This window comes from Streptomyces sp. NPDC001070 (assembly GCF_053598835.1).
On sequence record NZ_JBSFLB010000003.1, the window covers coordinates 344,317 to 366,431 of the forward strand.

The 22,115-nt window shown below is 68.4% G+C and carries 26 protein-coding genes and 2 pseudogenes; 11 read left to right on the forward strand and 17 right to left on the reverse strand.

The genetic code is table 11. The features are described from left to right. Positions 1–78: 78 nt before the first annotated feature. Both ACWDAS_RS05935 and ACWDAS_RS05940 read right to left on the reverse strand, forming a co-directional pair. Entirely contained in the window at positions 79–378 is a 300-nt protein-coding gene (locus tag ACWDAS_RS05935; RefSeq protein WP_450387588.1) for a hypothetical protein, read from the reverse strand. A 277-nt stretch (positions 379–655) separates the two neighbouring features. Further along, the gene (locus ACWDAS_RS05940; RefSeq protein WP_450387589.1) at positions 656–1,558 is read right to left on the reverse strand and encodes a helix-turn-helix transcriptional regulator; all 903 of its coding nucleotides are present in this window, start codon (positions 1,556–1,558) and stop codon (positions 656–658) included. A 211-nt stretch (positions 1,559–1,769) separates the two neighbouring features. Between ACWDAS_RS05940 and ACWDAS_RS05945 the strand changes: the two genes are divergently transcribed. Next, positions 1,770–2,744, forward strand: coding sequence for an aldo/keto reductase (locus ACWDAS_RS05945; RefSeq protein ID WP_450387590.1), 975 nt, complete (start codon positions 1,770–1,772; stop codon positions 2,742–2,744). A gap of 90 nt (positions 2,745–2,834) precedes the next feature. On the opposite strand, the gene ACWDAS_RS05950 is transcribed toward ACWDAS_RS05945, so the two are convergent. Next, positions 2,835–3,059 carry a hypothetical protein gene (locus tag ACWDAS_RS05950; protein WP_450387591.1) on the reverse strand — a complete coding sequence of 75 codons (225 nt, stop codon included), beginning with the start codon at positions 3,057–3,059 and terminating at the stop codon, positions 2,835–2,837. 822 nt (positions 3,060–3,881) lie between these two features. On the opposite strand from ACWDAS_RS05950, the gene ACWDAS_RS05955 reads away from it, so the two are divergent. After that, positions 3,882–4,715 carry a hypothetical protein gene (locus ACWDAS_RS05955; protein WP_450387592.1) on the forward strand — a complete coding sequence of 278 codons (834 nt, stop codon included), beginning with the start codon at positions 3,882–3,884 and terminating at the stop codon, positions 4,713–4,715. After that, a complete protein-coding gene (locus ACWDAS_RS05960; RefSeq protein ID WP_450387593.1) occupies positions 4,712–5,086 on the forward strand; it encodes a transcriptional regulator in 375 nt (124 codons plus the stop codon). The genes ACWDAS_RS05955 and ACWDAS_RS05960 overlap by 4 nt, the downstream gene beginning before the upstream one ends. A gap of 142 nt (positions 5,087–5,228) precedes the next feature. Here ACWDAS_RS05960 and ACWDAS_RS05965 read toward each other — a convergent pair whose 3' ends face one another. Further along, the gene (locus tag ACWDAS_RS05965) at positions 5,229–5,387 is read right to left on the reverse strand and encodes a hypothetical protein (protein ID WP_450387594.1); all 159 of its coding nucleotides are present in this window, start codon (positions 5,385–5,387) and stop codon (positions 5,229–5,231) included. Positions 5,388–6,231: 844 nt separating this feature from the next. Here ACWDAS_RS05965 and ACWDAS_RS05970 point away from each other — a divergent pair. The 3 genes and pseudogenes from ACWDAS_RS05970 to ACWDAS_RS05980 all read left to right on the forward strand — a co-directional run bounded on the left by ACWDAS_RS05970 (position 6,232) and on the right by ACWDAS_RS05980 (position 7,396). Continuing rightward, positions 6,232–6,468, forward strand: a complete 237-nt coding sequence (locus ACWDAS_RS05970; protein WP_450387595.1) for a hypothetical protein — start codon at positions 6,232–6,234, stop codon at positions 6,466–6,468. A gap of 181 nt (positions 6,469–6,649) precedes the next feature. Continuing rightward, positions 6,650–7,009 (forward strand): annotated as a pseudogene (locus tag ACWDAS_RS05975) (tyrosine-type recombinase/integrase); the annotation flags it as partial. Between the two features lie 84 nt (positions 7,010–7,093). After that, positions 7,094–7,396 carry a hypothetical protein gene (locus tag ACWDAS_RS05980; protein WP_450387596.1) on the forward strand — a complete coding sequence of 101 codons (303 nt, stop codon included), beginning with the start codon at positions 7,094–7,096 and terminating at the stop codon, positions 7,394–7,396. Between the two features lie 690 nt (positions 7,397–8,086). Here ACWDAS_RS05980 and ACWDAS_RS05985 read toward each other — a convergent pair. The 3 genes from ACWDAS_RS05985 to ACWDAS_RS05995 all read right to left on the reverse strand — a co-directional run bounded on the left by ACWDAS_RS05985 (position 8,087) and on the right by ACWDAS_RS05995 (position 11,031). Continuing rightward, on the reverse strand, positions 8,087–8,866 hold the full coding sequence (locus ACWDAS_RS05985; RefSeq protein ID WP_450387597.1) for a hypothetical protein: 780 nt from the start codon (positions 8,864–8,866) through the stop codon (positions 8,087–8,089). A 492-nt stretch (positions 8,867–9,358) separates the two neighbouring features. Beyond that, a complete protein-coding gene (locus tag ACWDAS_RS05990) occupies positions 9,359–9,598 on the reverse strand; it encodes a hypothetical protein (RefSeq protein WP_450387598.1) in 240 nt (79 codons plus the stop codon). A gap of 305 nt (positions 9,599–9,903) precedes the next feature. Further along, positions 9,904–11,031 carry a PP2C family protein-serine/threonine phosphatase gene (locus tag ACWDAS_RS05995; protein WP_450387599.1) on the reverse strand — a complete coding sequence of 376 codons (1,128 nt, stop codon included), beginning with the start codon at positions 11,029–11,031 and terminating at the stop codon, positions 9,904–9,906. Positions 11,032–11,589: 558 nt separating this feature from the next. Between ACWDAS_RS05995 and ACWDAS_RS06000 the strand changes: the two are divergent. The 3 genes and pseudogenes from ACWDAS_RS06000 to ACWDAS_RS06010 all read left to right on the forward strand — a co-directional run. Next, positions 11,590–12,186 (forward strand): annotated as a pseudogene (locus ACWDAS_RS06000) (replication initiator); the annotation flags it as partial. After that, positions 12,183–12,374 (forward strand): helix-turn-helix domain-containing protein, encoded by a 192-nt coding sequence (locus ACWDAS_RS06005; protein ID WP_450387600.1) that lies wholly within the window; start codon positions 12,183–12,185, stop codon positions 12,372–12,374. The pseudogene ACWDAS_RS06000 and the gene ACWDAS_RS06005, both read left to right, overlap by 4 nt. After that, the gene (locus tag ACWDAS_RS06010; protein ID WP_450387601.1) at positions 12,374–13,528 is read left to right on the forward strand and encodes a tyrosine-type recombinase/integrase; all 1,155 of its coding nucleotides are present in this window, start codon (positions 12,374–12,376) and stop codon (positions 13,526–13,528) included. Before ACWDAS_RS06005 ends, ACWDAS_RS06010 begins: the two co-directional genes overlap by 1 nt. Positions 13,529–14,488: 960 nt before the next feature. On the opposite strand, the gene ACWDAS_RS06015 is transcribed toward ACWDAS_RS06010, so the two are convergent. From ACWDAS_RS06015 to ACWDAS_RS06025, 3 genes are read right to left on the reverse strand one after another with little or no spacing between them, the layout of a single operon-like run. Next, entirely contained in the window at positions 14,489–15,430 is a 942-nt protein-coding gene (locus ACWDAS_RS06015; protein WP_450387602.1) for a hypothetical protein, read from the reverse strand. A gap of 1 nt (position 15,431) precedes the next feature. Beyond that, positions 15,432–15,965 (reverse strand): hypothetical protein, encoded by a 534-nt coding sequence (locus ACWDAS_RS06020; RefSeq protein WP_450387603.1) that lies wholly within the window; start codon positions 15,963–15,965, stop codon positions 15,432–15,434. 1 nt (position 15,966) lies between these two features. Beyond that, positions 15,967–16,296: a hypothetical protein gene (locus tag ACWDAS_RS06025; RefSeq protein WP_450387604.1), complete on the reverse strand. Its 330-nt coding sequence runs from the start codon at positions 16,294–16,296 to the stop codon at positions 15,967–15,969. Between the two features lie 416 nt (positions 16,297–16,712). Here ACWDAS_RS06025 and ACWDAS_RS06030 point away from each other — a divergent pair, with 416 nt between their 5' ends. After that, positions 16,713–17,012 carry a transposase gene (locus tag ACWDAS_RS06030; RefSeq protein ID WP_450387605.1) on the forward strand — a complete coding sequence of 100 codons (300 nt, stop codon included), beginning with the start codon at positions 16,713–16,715 and terminating at the stop codon, positions 17,010–17,012. Positions 17,013–17,361: 349 nt separating this feature from the next. Here the strand turns inward: ACWDAS_RS06030 and ACWDAS_RS06035 are convergent, their stop codons facing one another. Continuing rightward, positions 17,362–17,847 carry a hypothetical protein gene (locus tag ACWDAS_RS06035; RefSeq protein WP_450387606.1) on the reverse strand — a complete coding sequence of 162 codons (486 nt, stop codon included), beginning with the start codon at positions 17,845–17,847 and terminating at the stop codon, positions 17,362–17,364. Positions 17,848–17,996: 149 nt separating this feature from the next. On the opposite strand from ACWDAS_RS06035, the gene ACWDAS_RS06040 reads away from it, so the two are divergent. Next, positions 17,997–18,209, forward strand: coding sequence for a hypothetical protein (locus tag ACWDAS_RS06040; protein ID WP_450387607.1), 213 nt, complete (start codon positions 17,997–17,999; stop codon positions 18,207–18,209). A gap of 131 nt (positions 18,210–18,340) precedes the next feature. Here the strand turns inward: ACWDAS_RS06040 and ACWDAS_RS06045 are convergent, their stop codons facing one another. The 6 genes from ACWDAS_RS06045 to ACWDAS_RS06070 form a co-directional block, all read right to left on the reverse strand. Further along, positions 18,341–18,676, reverse strand: coding sequence for a hypothetical protein (locus tag ACWDAS_RS06045; RefSeq protein ID WP_450387608.1), 336 nt, complete (start codon positions 18,674–18,676; stop codon positions 18,341–18,343). A 149-nt stretch (positions 18,677–18,825) separates the two neighbouring features. After that, positions 18,826–19,458 (reverse strand): hypothetical protein, encoded by a 633-nt coding sequence (locus ACWDAS_RS06050; RefSeq protein ID WP_450387609.1) that lies wholly within the window; start codon positions 19,456–19,458, stop codon positions 18,826–18,828. 631 nt (positions 19,459–20,089) lie between these two features. Then, on the reverse strand, positions 20,090–20,230 hold the full coding sequence (locus ACWDAS_RS06055; RefSeq protein WP_450387610.1) for a hypothetical protein: 141 nt from the start codon (positions 20,228–20,230) through the stop codon (positions 20,090–20,092). 59 nt (positions 20,231–20,289) lie between these two features. Then, a complete protein-coding gene (locus tag ACWDAS_RS06060) occupies positions 20,290–20,421 on the reverse strand; it encodes a hypothetical protein (protein ID WP_450387611.1) in 132 nt (43 codons plus the stop codon). 485 nt (positions 20,422–20,906) lie between these two features. Further along, entirely contained in the window at positions 20,907–21,701 is a 795-nt protein-coding gene (locus ACWDAS_RS06065) for a hypothetical protein (RefSeq protein ID WP_450387612.1), read from the reverse strand. A 68-nt stretch (positions 21,702–21,769) separates the two neighbouring features. Further along, complete coding sequence (locus ACWDAS_RS06070) at positions 21,770–22,042, reverse strand: hypothetical protein (protein WP_450387613.1); 273 nt, start codon at positions 22,040–22,042, stop codon at positions 21,770–21,772. Positions 22,043–22,115 lie beyond the last annotated feature (73 nt).

A 22,115-nucleotide genomic window follows, 5' to 3' on the forward strand; every position in this document is an offset into this window, starting at 1 on the left:
CGTCATGGATATGTGACAGAAAGCTAACGCGGGCGGTCGTCCGGCGGCCGGACGCCACGCTGTACGGCTGAGACCTCCTCAGCCCCACACGGAGCGGAAGCCGTTGACCAGGTTGACGACCGTCCCCAGTACAAGGAACCAGCCGAAGCAGAGGTAGACGCGCCCCACGGTGCGGTTGCCCTGGGCCGGGGTGGCCGCGGGCGCCGGCGCGGGCGCGGACTCCATGCGAACCGGCTCGTCGGGGGCGAGCAGACCCCGGGCCGCGCGGCGCCACACGCGGCCCGCCCGTATGAGGACGACGGCCACGAGGCAGCAGAAAGCCGCCGTCTGGAAGTAGGTGCCAGGTGATGCCAATTGCGCCGAGGCGTAGCTCTGCATGAACGCGTGACCTTCCAGGATTCCGGACGCGCCGGGTCGCATACCGGCCTGCCCCTGCCGGCGGGCGGGGCGGTCAACGGTGGCCCGGCCGGCGATCTCGGCAGTGCCGTACGCGTCATCTTGTGATGATCCGCAACGAAGGTCAACACCCGCAGGCCACCAGGGAGCCGGCGGGCCGCGCGGAGGATCGGAACGCCCCGGATTGCCACCATTCGACGAGGTGTCCGTTCTGCGGCACGAGGTTCCGGCTCCGTTGCCGTCGGAGGGCGCCGTCGGGCTACGGTTTCAGCGAGTCCGAGCCGGTGCTCCGGCCGGCGGAGTCCGGGGCCTGCTGGTTGCCGAGCATGTCGAGAAGGACCATGGCGTCGCGGTCGGGGCCTGCGACCTCCGCGTAGTAGGCGACGAGGCGGTGGCCGGGGGTGCCGTCCAGCTGCATGGACTGGTAGCCGAGGGTCATGTCGCCGACGTGGGGGTGGTGGAAGTGCTTGGTGCCGGGGCGATGCGGCCGGACGTCGTATCGCTCCCACAGGCGGGCGAAGTCGGCGCTCTTCAGCAGGGGCTCGCCGACGAGCCGGGCGAGGTCGGGGGCGTCGGGGTCGGTGCCGGCCAGGGCCCTGAGCCGGGCCACGCAGCCGCGGATCCGGATGTCCCATTCGGGGAACAGGTCACGCGCGGCCGGGTGGAGGAAGTAGTAGCGCGCGAGGTTGCGCTGCGTGACCGGCCGGTCGCCGAGGCCCGGGTACAGGGCCATGCCGCCGGGGTTGGCGGCGAGGACGTCCAGGGTGCGGCTCAGGACGTAGGTGGGGCCCGGCCGCAGGTTCTCCAGCAGGAGCCTGACGCCGGGCTTCACCACGCGGCTGGGTGCGGCGGGCGGCTCGGGCGCGTTGCGGGCGGCCCGGGCGGCCACCTGGCGCAGGTGATCGTGTTCATCCCCGTCCAGGCGCAGCGCGCGGGCGAGAGAGTCGACGACGGCGGGGCTGGGCCGGGTTTCCTTGCCCCGTTCGATGCGGGTGTAGTAGTCGATGCTGACCCCGGCGAGGGTGGCGAGTTCTTCGCGGCGCAGTCCCGGGGTGCGGCGGAGCCCCGGGCCGGTGGGAAGGCCGACCTGCTCGGGCGTGAGCTGGGTGCGGCGGGCCCGCAGGAAGCTCGCCAGGTCGTTGCTGTGCTGGTCAGGGCTCATTCGAAAAGTGCGCCGGCGTCGTGAGCGGAACGAGGCGGCCTGGGGGGCCGCATCACTCCCTGGCACGTCGCTCCCCGGCACCGTGCGGCCTGCCGCGCCACGACGGCGGACGCGAGGGTGGAAGAGCCGCAAGGGACCGTCGATCCCGTGGCTTTCCGTTCACGGGCTGTGATCAGTCAGCCCGCCGATCCCGTACGAAGGCAGACACAGCATGCGCAACACCACCCTGGGCACGCACGGACCTGAGGTCGGCGTCATCGGCCTGGGCGCCATGGGCATGAGCTTCGCCTACGACATGGCCACCCCGCGTGACGAGGCCACCTCCGTCTCGGTCATCCACCAGGCCCTCGACCTGGGCGTGACCCTGATCGACACCGCCGACGTCTACGGCCCCTACACCAACGAGGAACTCGTCGGCCGCGCCCTGGCCGGCCGGCGCGACCGCGCGGTCCTCGCCACCAAGGTCGGACTGGAGTCCATCGACCCCACCGGCGGCCCCGGCGGCTCGCCCCTGGTCAAGCCCAACGCCCGGCCCGAGCACATCCGCGCCGCCATCGACGCCAGCCTGCGCCGCCTGGGCACCGGCCACGTCGACCTCTACCAGCTCCACCGCGTCGACCCCGACGTCCCGATCGAGGAGACCTGGGGCGCCATGGCCGAGGCCGTCACCGCCGGCAAGGCCCGCCACATCGGCCTGTCCGAGGTCAGCGTCGAGCAGATCCAGCGCGCCCAGGCCGTGCACCCCGTCACCACGGTGCAGTCCGAATTCTCCCTGTGGACCCGCGACGTCCAGGGCCAGGTCCTGCCCTACTGCGAGGAGCACGGCATCGGCCTCCTGCCGTACTCCCCCCTGGGCCGCGGCTTCCTCATCGGCCGCTTCACCTCCTTCGACGAACTGCCGCAGAACGACCAGCGGCGGCGCCTGCCGCGCTTCCAGGACGACAACCTGCAAGCCAACCTCGACATCGCCGCCAAGGTCCGCGAGGTCGCCGACCGGGCCGGAGTGACCCCCGCCCAGGTCGCCCTCGCCTGGCTCACCGCCCAGGGCCCGCACGTCGTCCCCATCCCCGGCACCAAGACCCCCAAGTACCTCGCCGACAACGCGGGCGCCGCAGACCTCCGGCTCTCCGCGGCCGACCTCGCCGACCTCGACGCCATCCCGGCGCCCGTCGGCGCCCACTACTGAGCCGCCCATCGGCTTTTCCCGGCCGCCGACTTGCGTGTCCGGGCGGGCCTGGGAACCGCGATCACCACCGCGGTTCCCAGGCCTGCCGGGTCAGGAGGGCGTGCCGTTGCGCACGGAGGACAGGTTGATCCGCGCGCTCTGCAACTGGGCGTGGTGGGGGTCCTGCACGCCGGCATCGGTGATGTAGAGGGTGGTGCCGTGCACCGCGGTCGCGGTGGGCGAGGCGAGCCCGTCCGCCGCCGTGAGCACCGTCGTCCTGGTGCCGTCCGGGTGGACCACGTCCACCTGGTTCGCCGAGTTGACCGCGGCGAGCACCACTCTGCCTTGTCGAGGGGCCGCTGTGTGCTCCGCGTATCGGTCGCGCACAGCGCCGATGTCTCCGGCGATCGCTTTGGGCGCCAGGCGGCCCGGATGTCAGGAGCAGCCCGGCGCAGGCGAGTCTTCCGGCCCGACCCCGGCCGTGACAGGCCGCGCTGTGCCAGGGAGCGCTGTTCCGGGGCACACCAGGGCCCCTCACCGTCCGTGCGCGCGGCCCCGGCTGCGCGGGTACGCCGAACGCCCCTGACCGTCCCGGACTCTGATCCGAACCTGCGACGCCCGCTTGCGGAGTCAGCGGACGTCATCGGCGTGCCCTGCAGATTCCCCACGAGGGTGGCACGGCGCCGGGGCTGGGCCCGTCATCGGATGACGCAGATCTCCGGTATGGGCGCTCTCCACTCGCCCAATTCGTCGATGAGGATCCGGCGGGATCCGGGTCTTCCAGACGTGCTGGGCCTTGCTCGCTCGTGATCGAACTTGCTGCCAAGCGCCTGGAAGCCGTGCCGTGATGTCGGTAAGGACGGATTGGGCGCGCTGTTCGCGATCAACGCGCGGCCGTTCTGCCTCAGCCTCAAGCAGGCAAAAGACTCGGCTTCCCACCCTCTACGTCCCGAGCCTCCGGCGGGATGGTCTCTGGGACTGACCGATTGACCGCCGTGACCGTGGCTGACCCCCGTTGGCGCCCGCCGGGGGCACGGACGGTGCGTCACTTGCTCTTGACTGCCATGTACTTTGCATTACAAAGTAAGGAGGGTGGCGGGTGGCCATCCGGCAATCCGCTCTCCAGAGCTGCTGAAGCGTGATCACCGGGGGAACATCATGGGAACACCCGCACCGAGCAGCGGGGACGAATCCGAGCCGGCGGCGCACGCGGCTGGCCTGCTGGCCGCGACGGAAGGCCTGCGGGCCAGGACCCGCACGCAGCTGAACGGCTCGTGGGTTCCCCTTCTCGGCTTCGGCCTCGTCGCGCTGGTGGCCGCTCCGTTCGCCCGGTACGCCTTCAACTTCGGCGCGCACGGGCGCTACATCGCGTCCTATCCACTCTTCGCCTACGCCGAGCTGACCGGCCTGTGCGTCGTTCACGAACCGGGAACCCCGTGCCTGAAGGGCGAGTTCGACGGCGCCGTCCTGCGCTTCGCGGCCTGGGGCGTCTGGTTCGCGCTTCTTCCCCTGGCGTGGTTCGCCTTCGCCCGCTGGTACCGACTGCGCGGCGAGGCCCGAGGTATCGTCCCCCGCCGCGGCGTGTGGATCAGCGCCACTGCCGCTGCCGCTGCGGCAGTGATAGCGACCCTGCTGGTGTTCCTGTTCTCCAGGAGCCAGCCGTGGGAGGCTGAGCTGCTGGAGAACAGCTATGCCTCCCCGTGGTACCTGGTCGGAATCGGACTTTTCACCCTCGGTCTGGTCGAACGCAGCTGGATCGCCGCAGCGGCCGGCACCGCCCACGCCCTGCTGCTCACCGGCTACCTGGGAGCCTCCTGGGGCGGCGGGTGGCTCCCCTGGGAGCACCCCGCCCACCCCGGCTGGACCGACGGCCCGCAGGCCAAGGCCCTCCTGCTGGCGGCCGTCCTACTCCTCGCCGGGCTGGCGGAGCGGGTGGCGGTCCGCCGCCGGGCCACCCCGGGCGCCGCCGGTGCGCGTACCGTCGCCTCATGAGCGTCGAGGACTCGTCAGCCGCGCGTGACAACCACGAAGGACTGCATCCGACCCACGCACTGGACGACACCGTTCACCAGCGCGTGCGGCTCGGCATCCTCACCATCGCCCGCGAAGCCGACCGGGTCGAGTTCGGCTTCCTGAAGACGCAATTGGCCGTCACCGACGGAAACCTCTCCCGGCACCTGAAGGTGCTGGAGGACTCGCGCCTGATCACTCTGGAGAAGGGCTACGCCGGCAGGCGCCCCCGCACGTGGATCGCCCTTACCCGCGAAGGCACACAGGCACTCGACGCCGAACTCCGAGCCCTGCGTGCACTCGTCCACCGCCTGACAGCTCCCAGCCCGGCGACCGGCCCACCCGATGCATGAGCACCGCTTCAGGAGCGAGGTGGGGCCGCGTCGTGGACGACCTGCAGAATCCCAGCCTCGGCGGCAGTCCGCCTGAGCACCCGTCAGGCTCCGAGATTCCCCCTGGCTCCCAGCTGGATCTGGCACGTTTGTGGCACGAGCTTCAGTCACCCGCGAACCGCAGGTAACTGCCTGGGGTGGCCGCGCACTGCTCCAGCATCGTCGCGAGATCGTCCAGCGCTGCAAGCTGACGCTCATCACCGCATCGTTGCCGCAGATCGTGGATCTCGCGGAGGGCGGCGGCAGACTCCTGCTCGTTCATCAACGTATCCCCGTACGGATCGACGGCAGTGAGCCTCCCGGTTACTCCGAGGAGCTGGAGCGAGCCGAGTGCATCGGCCAATGCGTCACCGTGTCCGTGAGAGCTCCGCAGTAGTGTCGCGCGGGACTTGCGCCAGGTACGCGCCGGCCGCGATGCGTGCAGCTCCAGATCGATCCCCATGCTCCATGATGCGCACGATCTTCTAGTGATTGCTTCTTCTTGCCCTGGGTCTTGCCGGGGATCTTGGCGACCTGCTGCTTCCCAGCTCAGGGACGGTGGGCTCGGGCTCCTGGTCGTCGTCGTTGGTCGTCATTGGCCGCTGTTGAGCAACCTCGGACGGCCCAGAGACGGCCCAGCTTCGCCCGCTCAGCTGACGACTGGCACCCGTGATGCGCCCCGACTGAACCTCAGCCGACGACAGTCAGCCACGACGGCGGGCGGGCCGACTGACCAGGCGCGCGTGGCCTCGCTGCACCCCTACCAGCCTCAGCCACGTTATCGCCCGTCGACCAGCGCATGCCTCGACGGCCGGCACGGGACGACGATGCCTGAGCCATCAGCTTGGGAATCACCGGGCCGTCACGGAGGGGGTTGACGCTGACCAGCACAAACGGCCTCTGGTGATTAATCGCGAGGCGTCGCGCTTGACTGCTCTTGACCGCTGGGATCCGCTCTTTCTGGCATGGATGCGGCACGGGCTTCCATCCGCTCTGACGGGTCGCGTCACCGACCCCGCACCCGACAACACTGTCACCCGAATGGCCCAACATGACGTGCCACCCATATGGGTGAAGATCAAGCTGGCTAGTGCCCCAACCGAGGCAATCTGTGAAAGGCGAACCAAATGCGCATTCGACGAATCCTCGCCGCAGTCTTCGCCACGGCAGCCCTCGCCGGACTCGGCCTCACAGGCGCCGCCACCGCCACCGCCGCCACCGCCGGCAGCGTCACCCCGGCCAGCGTCACCCCGGCCAGCGTCACCCCGGGTGAGTGCACGGACGGCGGCGGAACGATCGATCGTTCGACGCCCGTGCTCCCGACCTGCAGGGGCGGTATGTACGACGGGCAGACGGTCGACTAAACCCCCCTAGGGCCCGTTGTGAAAGTGGATCGGCGCCCCGCAGCCACGCGTTGCGGGGCGCTCCCTCGCGAGCGTTCCCCCTCGGCTGACGGCTCAACGTGACGATCGCACACGGGCCCGATGAGGTCGGCGGGAGCGGCTTTGGGCTGGAGCTGCCATGGGGCGAGAGATCGGGGCCCGTACGCTGGCCGCGAATCGGGCTGGCTCCTTGCCTGCCGACACCTACGCCGGGCCCGGCCGGGACGGTCACGTCTTCCTCGGTCCCAGGGGCGGGCAGCTGCGGCGGAGCAACTTCCGGGACGACTGGATCCGCGCGCGGTCCAGGGCGGCCATCACGGCAGACGTGCACTTCCACGATCTCCGGCACACGGGGAACACCCTCGCCGCATCTGGGGCGAGCCTGCGGGAGCTGATGACCAGGATGGGGCACAGCACGCCGCGTGCGGCGCTGATCTATCAGCACATGGTCAACGGTCGTGATCGGGAGATCGCCGATCGGCTCGGGTCGGTGATCCGTAGGACCCGGGGCGATGAGGCTTAGGCGCTTGGGTACCCCGTTATGCAAGGGCTGCCAACGGCCGCAAATGCCTTGCTGAGCGCGTGGGCAGAGGACGAACATCGCCGAATGACCGGAGAAGCGGAACGATTGCTGGCACGGGTCGTACAGACGTGTCACGGCTACCCGTCACAGTGGGACGCCTGGACTGTCGGCGGCCACTACCTGTACTTGCACTACCGCCAAGGTGAGGGCAGCGTCGAGCGGCATCCCGGACCTGACACCGACACCTGGACCGCTGAATCCTGGAACGAAGGCCGCTCGGAGCTTCTGGTCCAGTGGGACGACGACACGGACGACGGCATCATCAGCCTCTCCGACTTCCTGCACGCCGCCGGACTCGAATTGGCGCCGGGGGCGTCGATCACCTAGCGGGCCTTGTGGCACGGAAGTGGCACAGCCGTGACCACGAGAAAGGGCCAGTTTCGGGGGGTCAAGCCCCTGAACTGGCCCTTCACTATGTGCCCCAGGCAGGATTCGAACCTGCGACACCCGCTTTAGGAGTTCGATCGTGGTTCGGCTTCGCCTGCAGAAGCCCGCAGTCATCAGCGACACGAGGTCTTCCCGCATCCGGTGCAAGCCGTCGCCGTACAGGAACGTTGACGTCACCCGTCGATGTCAGCCCTTGACGTCTTGCTCGCGCTCCCGCGCTCGCCGCCGCTTGGGCAAAGGGTGGGCACGCTCCCAGAGCGTAAGGCCCGCGAGGATCAATCCCAGCAACAGGACGGCGGCGGACAAGATCCTCCACAGTCCGTGGCCCGTGATCGAGTTCTGGGCAAACCATGCCAGGCTGACAAGCCACATGAGCGCGCTGCCGACTCTGCGTATGCCCGAATGCATCTGTCGATCCACTTCCTACCTTGAGCTGCGGAGCCTGCCAGCTCGGGGAGCCTACTCCTGCGGATCGACGAGCCCGTCAGACGGCCCTAGCGGAAGCTGGCCTCTTCGTCCCGAAGCAATGCGAGCGACCGTGTGACCTGGGGCCGGACCAGCGTTGACCTGCGCGAACTGTCCGCGGGCGTCCGTGGTCGTGCGCCCACGTGCGGGGCCGTTGTAGCGCAGTTAGACACTCGACCCTGCTCGGCGCTGGGTTCGACTCTGGCGCTTGGCTCGACGCTCCATCAGACGGACCATCCACCAGACACCTGGCAGCATGGCTGCCCAGGCCGACGCCACCATGACCGGCCCTCCCCAGCAGGCTCCGATGAATCCTGCCGGCAATGCGCAGGCCGCAGCAACCAGTGCCCCTTTGCTCCAGGGCACCAGCGCGACGGGCAGGCCCTTCACGGCCAGCCGGCGTGCTCGGAGCACTGCCTGGCCTCCCGCGAACATGGCGAATGAGCCCAGTGCCGTAAGCGCCAGCACCACACCAGTGATGAACTCGGGCTCATCAAGCGGCGTGTCGTTGGACTCCTGGGAGATCCCGCCCCGGGCGATCGCGATCGCGTAGTCGTGCCATACCGTGACCGTCACCTGGTCGCCCGGACGCAGCCGCTTCAATAGCGGGCCAGAGTCGTATAGGTCGAGCTCCGCCGGCACCGGACTGGACCCCGCGAGCCTCACGGTGAACTGCTGCTGCTTGCCTCTGTCGATGATCACGGTGCTCCGCACGCGGGCCTGCACCGAACGCAGGCAGTCGGCGTGCGGGTTCAGGGCCTGCGCCGGCGTGCATGATTCGGCCGCGAGATACGACCGTTCCTCGGCCACGGATCTCGGCAGGTCGAAAACGCCCGAAATGGCCACCGCCAGCAGTCCGGCTCCCAGTAGCGAGGCGCACAGCCCCCACCCACGGTGCCACCAGGTGCGCCGCCTCACCCGGCGGACCTGGTACAGGTCGTGCACGTTGCTACCCTCTCGTCGAAACCATTGGCCAGGGCATCTATTGACGCATACGGCCTGACGCAAGGCCCGCCCCACCCAGCGTGGAGTGGGTCACTGTCCCTCCCGGCAAGGACCAATGCCGACAGTTCGTGACGTACCGCTGCGTACCGTCGCGTCCGGGTCACGGGCGTCGTCGTTGCCGTCGGCTACGAGTCCGGCACCAGCTTGGAAGACTGAGGCTGCGGACCCTGCCTCACCTGGGCGGACGCTGACCTGCGGCAAAGCGACCCCGTCACCGCTGTTCCCCGTGAGTCCCCGTTCGGCACCGCCTCACCTGGCACGGCTGTGGCACGCCCCGATCTCCTCGATGCGAACTGCGGGCACGGCGGTCGCTGACGTCTGGTGGGCGGGTCAGACTGGCTGTTGGGGCATGTGCGGTTGGCCGCGGTCGGCAGGGTTGCTGTACTTCGCTGCTGTACCGCTCAGGCGCCGGAGGCCCTGTGGCCCCGGCCCCTACGAGTTCTGCCTCTCTACCTTCCTGATCCGGAGAAGGTGCACGGCTCCGGCAATCCAGCTTGTGAACAGCAGCCCAGAGGCGGACTCAAGCATGGCGACGTAGCGGTCCCCATCCGTGATCAACTCAGCGAGGTAAATCCCCGCGATAAAGCTCCCCAGCACGAAGAGACAGACCGAGGCGCTACCAAGCGATCCCCGTGTCTTGCCGGTTTTTGCTCCCACCTGAACACTCTGCATGCCGCTCATGATGAGTGCGATCAGGCCGTATGGCTATATCCCTAAAGCTGTCGTGACCATGGGACGACGCCAGTACTCGCTCACGCGGTCGGCGGAGCGGCTTTTGGGCTGGAGCTGCCTTGGCGCGAGCGATCACGGCCGCCTGACGTGGCACGCGGGTGGCACGCGCCCCTCGATGCGAACTATGGGCAGGATGGTCATTGAGGTCAGGTGGGCTGGTCAACTGGTCGTCAAGGACCGGTGGCGGTCGGTGGCGGTCGTGGTGGTTGCTGTACTTCACTGCTGTACTGCACTGGGTCGTTCTCCTAGGTCAGAAGTGCTGCGTGACCGCAATCGAAGGACATCGAGACGCCGCACTCATCACAGGTCGATTGGTCAGCCGATGGCGCTATGCCGTCAGCGGGTTGACGTTTGATTGCGATCAAGGCGGCGTCGTCGTCGAGTCGGCCGCCGACGTGGTTGAGAAGGTCGCTGCGGAGGTGGTTGAGGAGTGCCGTGGGATGGCGGTGGTTCTGGGGGGTGAGTCGTTTGGCGAGCGGGTAGAACGCGCCGTCGGTATTGCGGGCTTCGATGGCACCGTCGGTGTAGAGGAGGAGGGTGTCTCTGGCCCCTAGGGCGAAGGTGTCGAGGTGGTAGGTGGTTTGCGTCAATGCGCCCAGGCCCAGCGGAGGCGCGGGTTGGCCGGCTTCCAGGGTCACCACGTCGTTCGCTCGTAGCAGTAGCGGTGGGGGGTGTCCGCAGGTGACGCTCCGCACGAGGGGCTCGGCGTCGGGGATATCGAGGAGGGTGGCGGTGACGAACGCCTCTTCGGTCTGCTCGGGGCACACCGCTTCGGATGCGTTGCTGCGGACACTTGAATCCAGGTAGGCGGCGAGTTCCGGCAGCGTGGTCAGCCGGCGGGCGGCGTCGCGGAACGTGCTGATGGTGTGGGCAGCGGTGCCGACCGCCGGCAGGCCCTTGCCTCGAACATCGCCGATGATCAACCGTGTCCCCGTGGGCGTGCGCACGGCGGCGTAGAGATCTCCGCCGATGCGTGCTTCGTCCTCTGCCGCCAGGTACGTCGAGGCCAGGCGAAGGGGGCCGAGTCGGTGGGGGAGGGGAGGCAGTATGGCGCGTTGCGCGGCCTCGGCGACTGCGCGCAGCTGGACCAGCTTTCGCTGTCCGTGTTCCGTCAGGTACCGGGCGATCGCAACGGCCACCGAGGTCGCAATGAGGGCAGTCGCCTGTGGCGGGTTCACCGATTGGCGGACCAGGAAGATGGCCATCAAGGCCGACACGGTCATGATGGCGACAAGTGAGGTCACCCGGGAGCTCGCGTGCCAGGAAGTGAGTACAGGCACCATGATCAGCAAGTCGCCGAGATGAGCTGAGCCAGGCACCTGAAGATCGATGAGTGTGATCGCCAGAATGAGCAGCAAGGCGATTGTCAGCATGGATCGTGGTTGCGGCAAGGTGCGCGAGTGAACGAGTGACGGCCTCGCTCGGTGATGCATCAGGTGGGGCTCCTGCATGCCACCCGGAGCCGTAAACGCAGGGTCGCGGAACGTGAACGCCATGTGCCGCTCCGTCCTTAAGTGATCATACCATCTGTTTTGATGATTCTATCAATAAAACGGACATATATGGGCATGCGGGCTCATGTGTGGCAGGTCACAAGCGTTGCAGGTGCCGGCCGGGCTTGATCGGGGCGAGTCTCCGCCGCTGGGGTGACGACTGACCCGCCGGCCCTCGCGGTGCACGGTATCGAGCGGTCGACGTAGCGACTTTGGCCGGGAGCTGCTTTGGCGCGAGTGATCATGGCCCCGTAAGCTTCCGGCGCGTCGGGCAGTCTGTGGACCTGCCCGGTAAAGCACGACGTTGGGGCCATGATCTTCGAGGCTCGCGCCAAAGTGGCTGGCTAAAGTCGCGGAGCCGACCGCCCCAGCCACGACGTGTTCTGACCTCATGCACTTCGCGCCCGCCCGGAGGAGCGAAGCGACGACGGGTGCTTGATCACGGTCCCCTCCGCAGGCGATCAGCACTCCCGGACGTTCCGCTGGGGGACCCAGCTCGACGTCCGCCCGGTCAAGGCGTTCGGAGACGGCTCGGACATCACCGAGCAGGCCGTCGCCTCTTACGTCGCCAAGTACGCCACCAAAGCAGCCGATACCACCGGCACGCTCGACCGCCGCATCGGGGAACTCTCCGAACTCGACCGCCATAAGGTGCCCGACCACGCCCGCCGCCTCATCCAGGCCTGCCGCGACCTGGACGACCTCTACCCGGACCGGCGGCTGTGGGCTTGGGCGCACATGCTCGGCTTCCGCGGGCATTTCTCCACCAAATCCCGCCGCTACTCCACCACCCTCGGCGCGCTGCGCCAGGAACGCGCCGACTACCGCGCCGCCCAGGAGCGCGACGTCCTCGACCTGGAGCCCGTCGAGCCGGACACCGTCCTGGTCCTGGCCGACTGGCAGTACGCCGGCCACGGCCATACCCCCGGCGAATCCCTCCTCGCCGCGTCGATCGCGCGGGACCTCCAGCTCAACCGCGAAACCGCCCGCGAAGCCCTGCGAGACCAACTGGCCCTGGAAGGAGCCGCAGTATGACGACCGCCACCGCAGAGCTGCTGACCGTGCCGGAGGTCATGACGCGGCTCAAGCTCGGACGCTCCACCGTCTACGACCTGATCCGCTCGCGCCGCCTGGTCTCCATCACCATCGGCCGCGCTCGCCGGATCCCCGCCGATGCCGTACGGGACTTCATCGCCCGCGAGACCGAGGAGGCGACTACCTGATGCCCGGACAGCGCAAGCGCAACCCCAACGGCGCCGGCACCATCACCAAGCGCAAGGACGGCCGCTATCAAGCAGCCGTCTACGTCCTCCAGCCGGACGGCACCCGGGCCCGCAAGTTCGCCTATGGCAAGACCTGGGTGGAGTGCGACGCCAAGCGCCGCGAACTGCTGGCCAAGGTGGAGTCCGGCATCCCGGTGCCGACCCGGTCGGCCCGGCTCGAGGAGTGGCTGCCGTACTGGCTGGAGAACATCGTCAAGCCGCGTCGCAAGCTCAGCACGTATGACAAGTACGAAGCGCACGTGCGTCTCTATCTCGTCCCCCGGCTCGGGTCGAAGCGCCTGGAGTCCCTGAGCGCCGCTGACATCCGCCGCTTCCTTAACAGCTTGGAGCGCGACACCACCGGCCCAACCGCCAAGGAGTCCCACCGTGTTCTGCGTACGGCGCTCTCGGCGGCCTGCCGTGAGGAACTGGTGGCCCGCAACGTGGCGGCGTTGGTCGAGCCGCCTCGGCCTCGGGCCCGTGAGCTGAGCCCGTGGACACTCGACGAGACGCTGACCTTCCTCGCCGTTGCGCGCAAGGACCCGCTCTACGCGGCCTTCGTGCTCGCCATCGCCATGGGTCTGCGCCGGGGTGAAATCGTCGGGCTCCGTTGGGCGGACGTCGACCTGGACAAACGCGTCATCTACGTCCGGCAGCAGACGCAGCGCCGGCGCGGAGTGCTCTATGACGACGACCCCAAGGGCCGCCGTCGCCGGGCCGTGCCGATGCCTGCGCTGTGCATCGCGCCCCTGCGCTGGCATGGGATGCGGCAGGCTGCCGCCCGTCAGCGTGCGGGGGAGACGTGGCAGGACAACGGCGGCTACGTCTTCACCACCCGGACCGGTCGACCGATCGAGCCCCGCAACCTCTACCGCTCGTTCACCCGGGTCGCAGACAGCGCCGAGCTCCGCGTCATCCGGCTGCACGACGCTCGGCACGGCTCCGCCACGCTGCTGACCGCGGCCGGCGTGGCTCCGCGCGTGGTGATGGAGATCCTCGGCCACAGTCAGATCAGCATCACCATGGACGTCTACACACACGTCGTGCAGGACACTCAGCGCGAAGCCATCAGCCACATGGACCGGCTGTTGAGGAGGCGTGTCGACCGCGGCTGACTGCCGCCGTTGATGTCAAAAGTGGATGTCAAAGGCCCCGGACCCTGATCGGTCCGGGGCCTTTTCCCTTGTGCCCCAGGCAGGATTCGAACCTGCGACACCCGCTTTAGGAGAGGCCCTATCACCTCCCCCGTCTGTCGTGATCTTCCCCCGACTTGACCGTTCCTGCTGGTCAGCGCGATTGGGCCTTCCGTCTCCGGCGGGCCGTTCCCCGGCTTTCCCTAGCCTTCCGTTCCCGTCACGTTCCCATCTGGGGGCTCTGGAATTGCTGTGAACGGGGCCGGGGGAGTCGTTCCAGGTCGGCTGAGGTGGCCGAAGTGGTGAGCACCGCAGACCTCTTGGGGGCGACGAAGGCCCCGCCCTCATCCGGGGGTCGGGGCCTTCGGCCGTCTGCGCGGTCGGCGTCGACCGCTGTGCACAGGCTAGCGGCTCGGGCTGTGTTGCGGGACGAGTCCGTACGGGAGCTGGCGCGGATCTCCGACTGGCCGACGTAGCCGCAGCCGTGGGGCGGGGCACCCATTGGCTGGGCGTACGGGGGATCGCGGGGACTCTGGACATCCTCGGCACGGTGATGTGTTGCGGCGGCCGCACCCCGGCGACGTCGGGATATTCGAATCACGCAGCGACCCCGTCGAAGGGCTACGGTCCCCGGCGGCCGTCCGCCGCCCCGGGGTGCGGTGGACGGCGACCCGGCAGCGCAAGACACGACGCTCCGCAACTGGTTGCATACACCAGCGATGTACAGCAACGCCCCGCGCCAGTAGCAGCATCGAGGTGCTCGGGCAGGTCGACGGCCTGCGCTGCCGACCAGCGGCCCCGCCTCCCGGTCATCCGCTGTTCATCGTGCCGACCTGGATCCCGCGCTCCCCAGGTGACGATGTGCCTGGCAGCCGGTGGGGGCCCCGGGGCGGCGCCCACCCGACTTCCTACGCAGGGAACGGGTGGTCGCCGCCATCGCGGCTAGATCAGGTCCTTTTCTGATTCGTGGGTACCGCCCTTCTTCTCCCGCAGCGTCGCGCGCACGCGCTCGAGTACCTGCGGGAAGTCCAGTGCGTCGTTGGAGTCGACGGTGACGTCGGCAGCACTCGACACCCTGAGCGTGATCGAGGAGCGGTCACCGCTGGATACGATGATCTGCATCTGCCGTACGGTGTCATACCGGGCGAAGGCCGCCAATTGCGATGGCCGGGGCGTGAGCGAGATGCCGCCCCGGTGCAGCGGCACCGACGCGGTGCGCACAGCCACCACGTCCTGGTAGTGGTACTCGTGCGTCTGCTCGGACTGCAGCTGTCCGGAGAACAGATCCAGCTCGCAACGATAGATGGCCAACACGTAGTGGGTCGGGCAAATCACCATGAACTCGTAGCGTGAATAGCGCATCCGGCCGTCGTCGCCGATGGCACTGCGGCAGGGGAACGCGGGGCCCCAGACGACCAGCTGGTTGTCTCCCTGTCGGCCGGGGTTGCCCTGCGAAGCGACTTGGGCGGCGATGTCCTCGAAGCTTGCCCCTCCGGGGCCAGTGACAGCACGGGACGCCACCAGGTCGTCCGGGGTGAGTCCGAGCTGGGGCAGCGACCGGTTCACGATCGAGAAGGCGTCCATTGCAATGAGCTGGTCTATGTCCGCGTCTGTGGGACGCGGCACAGCCAGGGCGTAAGCGGCTTTGTAGGCGCGCTTGGCATTCAAACCCTTGACTCCGACGATCACACCGACCACCAGCAGGACAAAGCCGAAGAACGCGCCGCCCCCGTCCGCTGTGATGAGCAGCAGCAGCCCGAGGGCGGCGGCACCGCCGCCCAAGGCCGCCTTCACCTGCGCGGCCTGCAGGTCGGCAGGATTAGGCGGGTCGACGAAGTAGCGGGCGATCCATTGAGCAGGCGGGCGCGTGGGCGGCGAGATCACGTCAGTTCTCCTTGGATGTCTTGCGGGGTGTCGAGTGGCGCAGCCGGCGGTTGAGAAGGTCCCATGTCGGGCTTTCCAGAACGGGCACGTGCACGAGGATTTCGCTTGCTCTCGCCGGGTTGACGAGTGAGACAAGACGGCGGGTGTCGGCTGTCGGCCGGCCCGCCCGGCCGCTGCCTCGTGTGAGCAGGCTGTCGTTGATGACGAGCGCGAGGAGCTTGGCATGGTGGCAGTCGGCATCGTCGGCGGCCAGCCGGACAAGGCGCTCCGTCAGGCTTTGGATCTGCCGCGCACCGTAGCGGTCGGGATGGCGGCCTCTGAGCGCGGCGAGGACCAGCTGGAAGCGAGCCAGGCTGTCGCCGGGACTAGTCTCGAGGACCTGCTTGAGATGCCCGAGCGCGCGGTCGTACTCCCGGGCTTCGAGCGCCGCCGTGGCGGCGGTCCGATGGTCCACCGGCGCACCGCCGACATTGATGACCGTGTCTGCGTTCTGGATCAGCCCCGCCTGCTGGTGGCCGATGTGGAAGTCCGCCATGTCAGCTAAGCGGCAACGCGGCGGCGATCGCTTCGAGCGAGCTGACGACCCCGGCGGCCGCCGCGACCCCGGCGAGCAGCTCGGCGGCCCTGGTCAGCGAGGCATGGATGCGTCCTGGGCGCGCGGTGGGCGAGGAAGCCTCCTCGAGGGCTCCAACCAGCTCCGTTGCGGCCCTTGCCGCACGGTCGTCGTCATAAGTGGACTGTCCCCTGAGCTCCTCGATGAGCCGTGGCAGCATTTGCATCGACTCGCCTGGCGTACCCCCGTGGTTGTGGATCACGTCGGCCTGCTGAATGGTGCCGCTCTGGTGGTTGATATGGAAGGTCGCCACAGAAGCCCCCGAGGTGTCAGATGCGTGGGCACCCACCTTAGGGCTTCAACTGCCCCTAGCTATACAGGAATTGCAAGCCCGAAGGATGCAGTCGCACATTCGTCTGTGTGGTCCTGGGGGACTATGCGCCGACGGGCAAGTTGGGACGTACAAGTTCCTGGTTCCGCGTGCACCAGATGCGGTCTTCCAGGCTTGCTGGCGACCCACGCTTAGGGTGGGCGCGCGGGCCGCGCAGGGACTCGCGGGCGGTCGGGGCGCTCGGCGGTGCAGCGGCGCTGGACGCGGCCGCGTAGTGCGCAGCCGGTACACAGATCGAAGGCGTGACGGTAGCGACCGCAGCGTTCGGCCTCGATGGCGGCGAACTCGAGCCGGGTGACCTTCTCCTCGTAGCGTAGAGACCCTGACTGCAGGGGAAGTTGAGGGTCACGGTAGGTAAGAGGCGGAAGTTCGAAGCGGAGTTCCGTGAGGGGGCTGTGCGGAACGTGGCCGAGACCGGCAAGCCGATCGCGCAGTTCGCGCAGGATCTCGGGATCAACGAGACCAAGCTGGCCAGCTGGGTGTCCCGGGCCCGCAGGGCCGGCGGGACCGGGCCGGCGGGTGAGAGCGAGGAGCTCGCGCGGCTGCGGCGGGAGAACGCGCAGCTGAAGAAGGACAACAAGGAGCTGGTCATGGAGCGTGATGTGCTCAAACGCTGCATGGTCTTGTGGGTGAAGTAGCTGTGGCGGACCCGGCGTTGTTCGTCGGGGTGATCAGCGACCAGAAGACCGTGCACAGCATTCCGTACCGCACCTCCTGTCGGGGCCTGGGGGTGCCGGAGGCGTGGTTCTACAAGTGGCGACGCAGGTCGTCCGAGCCGACGAAACGCGAGATCAGGCGCGCAGAGCCGGCCGAGCGGATCGGCTACTTCTTCGATCGCTCCGGCCGGACGTACGGCTCGCCGGGAAACACGGCGACGACGACTGAGGAGCCGCGGGCAAAAGCCTGGCCTAACAGGCTCGACACAGACGGTCCAAAGTTTGCTGACGTAGTATCAAGTAATCTTGAAAAACGCAGGTTTGGTGCGTGTCATCGCCCATTCGCGGGGCGGTCCGGGTCAGGCTCGCCGTCGGTGTAGTCGGCCTCGCGCAGGGCCTCGCGGAAGGCAGGCAAGTGGGCGGGGGCCAGAACGTACGCCTCCGCCCGGCGCCGGCCGGAGCCGGGGCCGTACTCGGGCACAACAGCCTCCGCGATGTCCTTGGGCCACCATCCGTGGCGGATGCCGCGATTGATGGCACGGGAGAGGGAGAAACTGCCGCCGCGCAGCCGCTGGCCCGGCAGGACGTCCCGCAGGTGCTCCGCATCGACGCGGCCGTCGGCGTCGATGACACGCCGGGCGATGGTAAAGGCGTCAGGGGTAAGGGTGCGGAGATAGCGCCTCGCCTTCTCGACGGTCCAGGGGCGGGCGTCGGAGGCGGTGACGTACTCGACCTCCTCGCGGTACTTCTCGAACAGGTCCAGGAGCGCGCGCTCGAACTCCGGGCTCGGGTCCTCCACGATGATCCGCACGGCCAACTCTCCGTTCCTTAACTATGGACGGAACTTCGCCAACTCGGAGTACCAGTGCCGTGGCGGCACCGGCGGGCCCCTGATCGGCCAAGTCGCCGCTGCGATCCTGTGCCAACTCCCCGACATCGCCGAACAGCCCGCCGAGGAGACGCCCCGTGCCTGAGCCCGCCCACGGCTGGGACGGCGTGCTCAGCAGCCGGCGGACCCTCATCGGCCACCCGCACATCGCGCACCTGCTGCCGGTCGCCGACTACAGCCTGATGACCGTCCCCGGGCCCACCGCGTACTACCTCGACGGCGAGTCCGTCACCCCCGAGACGTACAGGGCCGCGCTGGCCCAGGCCCAGCGCGCACAAGGCCGGTTGTGACCCGACGCTGCGATCAATCTGCGTGATTCGCTCCGTAGTCGATTCCTGCCGGTGCGAGGTCCATGGCGAAACGGCCCGCCGGATGAGCCGACGGGCCGTCACTCACGATCGAGGCTAGGTGGAGTCTGGCATCAACCGGGAGAATCCGGCAGCTTGCTGGTCCAGCCAAGCGAGAAGGACCATATTCCCGGCGTGTGTGACACGACCGACACGCTGACGTTCTTCCGCGGATGCTTCATGCCGTATTCGTTGTACTGAGGCGAGTTGCTTCCGCACACAACCCTGTACTCGATTACCGGCTCTACTTTGACTTCGATTGAGCCTTTACCGGAACAGGATATGCCCATCTGAAGCGCCCCGGGATCCAATTTGGCGATCTTGGCAAGCGTTGCAGAGCCAGACTGTTCCGACTTCTGGAAGAACACCCTCTCCGGATTGATTAGGGGGAGCTTCGCGTCCTCGTTCACAGGGCTGGCAGGCGCTCCACCTTTAGCTCTGACGGAGGCCGTCTTCGTTGCGGGTGCCACGTGTGCCGTTGAGCAGGCAGAGACTCCGAAGGCGAGCACAAAGACTGACATTGTCAGGCGCCGTCGATGATGCACTCCGTCTCCTATTCTCAGCTGTCCCACGTGTACCAGCCGACGTGATACGGACCGTACACAGTGTTGTTGCTGGTGTACAGGTTGCAGCCGTAGTTCTGCCGGTACGACGTGCCGGTGAACTTGCGACGCCAGACGCCGTAAGTGGCGTGGATCTCCGTACCGGGTGCGACGTTCTTCACCGTCACGGAGTTACCAACCGTGACCGTCAGGGATGCAGACAGGCTGACGCCCCACGTTGTGCTGGCGTCGGCGACTACGGCGCTGACCTTGGTCGTCAACGAACCGGTATAACTGACGCCGACCGTCCCAGCCGTCTGCGAGGTGAACTGCATGTCCTCGAGGTAGTGAGTGCCGTTGTAATCGGTCTGTGTGTAGCCGACACCCTTGAAGTATCGGCCGTAGAGCGTCTTCGGTTTGAACCAGGATCCTGGGTCACATCCGTTGTTTGGACAGTTGAAGCCAGGCTTGGGGGTGCAGCCTGCACCCGGGACGTCCGGATCTGCCGTCTCCGAGGCGGTCGGCCCATCGGTAAGGGTGCTCTCGCTCGGTTCCACGGGCGGCGCGGTCTGCATGACGAGGCTATCGTCGTTGCCGTCGGTGGGACTGATAGTGGGTGACGGTGACGTGTCCGCCACCGCGGAGGCCACACCCCCGAATGTCGCTCCAGTGGCCAGAGCCACCACCGCAGCGATTCGGGTAAATCTCGCGAAAAAGGACCTCTCGTCTTGCACTTAGAACCTATGTCTTCCTTGTCGGTGCACGACGCACATCTGTCGGTGCACATCGGCTCGCAATAACCAGCCCCGCTTGATTTTGGGGCCGCTTGATACGTGGCGCATAGATCTGGGAGTGCCGTGCCGGCGCGAGTTGGCCTCACCGCCGAGTTAGAAGCTAGGTGTTGGCAGGGTGCAGAGGCAACAAACCTTACGCACATTTGAGGATTCGCAATCGCGGGATTTTCGGGATAAACGTCCCAGCCTGGATCATGCACGTGCGTGCGTGAGCGTAAGGGGTTCGGTCGGGACGTCCCGTTCCTGATGGTTTATTCTGTGGTGTGATTGCTGTTGGCCAGGCCGGTGCGCCGCGTGTCGTCGCGGGCGGCGTCAGTTTCTACTGGCCGAAGGTGCTGCGGGTCTTGTCCTTCCGATGAGTTGGGGCGGCGGGCTGGTGCTCAGCCGGGGTCGGGTAGGGCCTGGACGCGGTCCCATGCGCTCACTGCCGCGTGTAAGGCGGGCCAGGGGGGGGCGAACTTGAGCTCCCGGCGGCGGGCGTGCTCGGTCAATGGGCCGGGACGTCGAGGAGTTCGGTGCGGACGGTGGCAGGTTCGGCCCGGGTGAGCTTGCCCTTTAGGGCGATCAGCTGCAGCCAGGAGAGCAGGTCCATGGCAAGGGCGAGCAGGGTGCACCAGGTCTGGTTCAAGGTGAACTTGGACGGGGCGGCCCGGCCGGTTGGCCGGGCCGCCTGGTGGGTTGTACTGGTCAGGCGGCGATGGAGCCCATGGCGTGGATGAGGGCGTGGGCCTTGCCCGCCACGGTGTGGTCGTCGGCGCTGTCCCAGTGGCCGCACAGGACCTGGCCGCCGCCGTGCTGGTAGAGGCACCAGGACCACACCTCGCCGGGGGGGGGTCGGCGAATTCCAGGCGGGTGGTGGGGGTGAGGGTGATGGAGGTGGCCCAGCAGTTGCCGCCGGTGTTGATGGTCTGGGCGTCGACGCCGAGGGCGACGAGGAGGGCGGTCATCGTTTCGGCCGCCTGGCGCTCGCTGCGATCGGGGTCGGGGCTGGTGGTGCCGGCGGGGATGGCCACGGGTGCCCCCATGGCCGCGCGCTCTTCGCGCCACCTGCCCTGCGCCACGATGAGCTGGCTGCGGATCTGCGTGGTGGTGGCGCGGGTGATGACCTCCTCGATGTCGTCGGGGTCGGCGCCGCGCTCGCGCGCCTGCTGGTCCAGGCGCTCGACGAGGTAGGACATGTCGCGGTCGGCGCCGTCGAGCAGCTGCTCGACGTTCAGGTCGCCCAGTCTGGGCATCGTGTTCTCCTCGGGGTGTGGGTCGGGCCGCCCACCTGGTGGGGTGGGCGGCCTGGCGTGGGTGTGGGGTCAGGAGGTGGCGGGCTTCGCGGCCGCGGTGGTGCGCTTGCGGGCGGGGCGGGGCTTGGCCTCGGCGGCGGTCTTGGCGGCGGCCGGCTTGGCGGTGGTGCGCTTGCGGGCGGTACGGGGCTTGGGCTCGGCGTCGGCGGCCGGGGTGTCGGCCGGCTCGGCGGCCGGCTTGGTGCGGCGGCCGCGGATCGGGACGACCTTGGCGGCGGGCTCCGGCTTGGGCTCGGGCGCGGGGGCGGGCTCGGGGGCGGGCTCGGGCTCCACGGCCGGCTGGTCGCCGTCGACGGGGGCGGTCGTCTCGTCCTCGGCGGGGACCGGAACCTCCAGGTGGGGCGTGGGCTCCACGGCGGGCTGGTCGTCGTCGACGGGGGCGGTCGTCTCGTCCTCGGCGGGGACCGGGACCTCCAGCTCGGGCGCGGGGTCCCAGGGCCGGTGGCCGACGTACAGGGGCTTGGTGTCGAAGACGGGCAGCAGGCGGTCGGTGATGGCGTCGTGGAGCACGGCCGCGGGGTCCGCGTCGGCTTCGAGGCCGCCGATGTGGACCCAGGTGTGCCAGCGGTGGCCCTGCGGCAGGGGGGCGAGTCCTTCGGTGGGCTGGTGGTCGGCGGGCTGGGTGCCGCCGGTGGCCCACATCTGGACGGTGCCGCCGTTGTCGAGGAGGCGCATGGCGATCTGGCGGTCGAGGGGGCCGTCGAGGCTGATGACGTCGTCGATGATCAGTTCGTTGGGTGTCCAGCCGAGCTGGCTGCCGAGGGTTTCGGCGGTGGCGTGGAGGGCTGAGGGTGCGAGCTGCACGGGGTTCTCCAAGAGGTCGGGTGGTGCGGGTGGACCCGCCCGCCGGCGGCGGGCGGGGGCTGGTGGGGTCAGGCCGTGAGGCCGGCCAGGAGGGAGCTGGCGGCCGCAGCGACCCTCGGGGCGCATCCCTCCTCGCTGGCCGCGTAGTTGTGGGCGGCGCGGAGGGCGGTGCGCGCGTTCTCGGTGTCGCCGTGGACGAGGTATTCGGCGGCGGAGTCGAACTGCACGGCGGCGACCCTGAGGGCGGCTTCCTGGTCGTCGCACGGGGAGCGATTGGCGAGGGTCCGGGTGCGAAGGGCCCAGGTGCGGGCGCCGGCGGTGAACAGGTCGAGCTGGTCCATCTGTTGCTCCCTCTCGGGTGTGGGTGTGGCGGCGCCCCGCCGCCCGGGCCGTGGTCGGCCGGGCCGGCGGGGC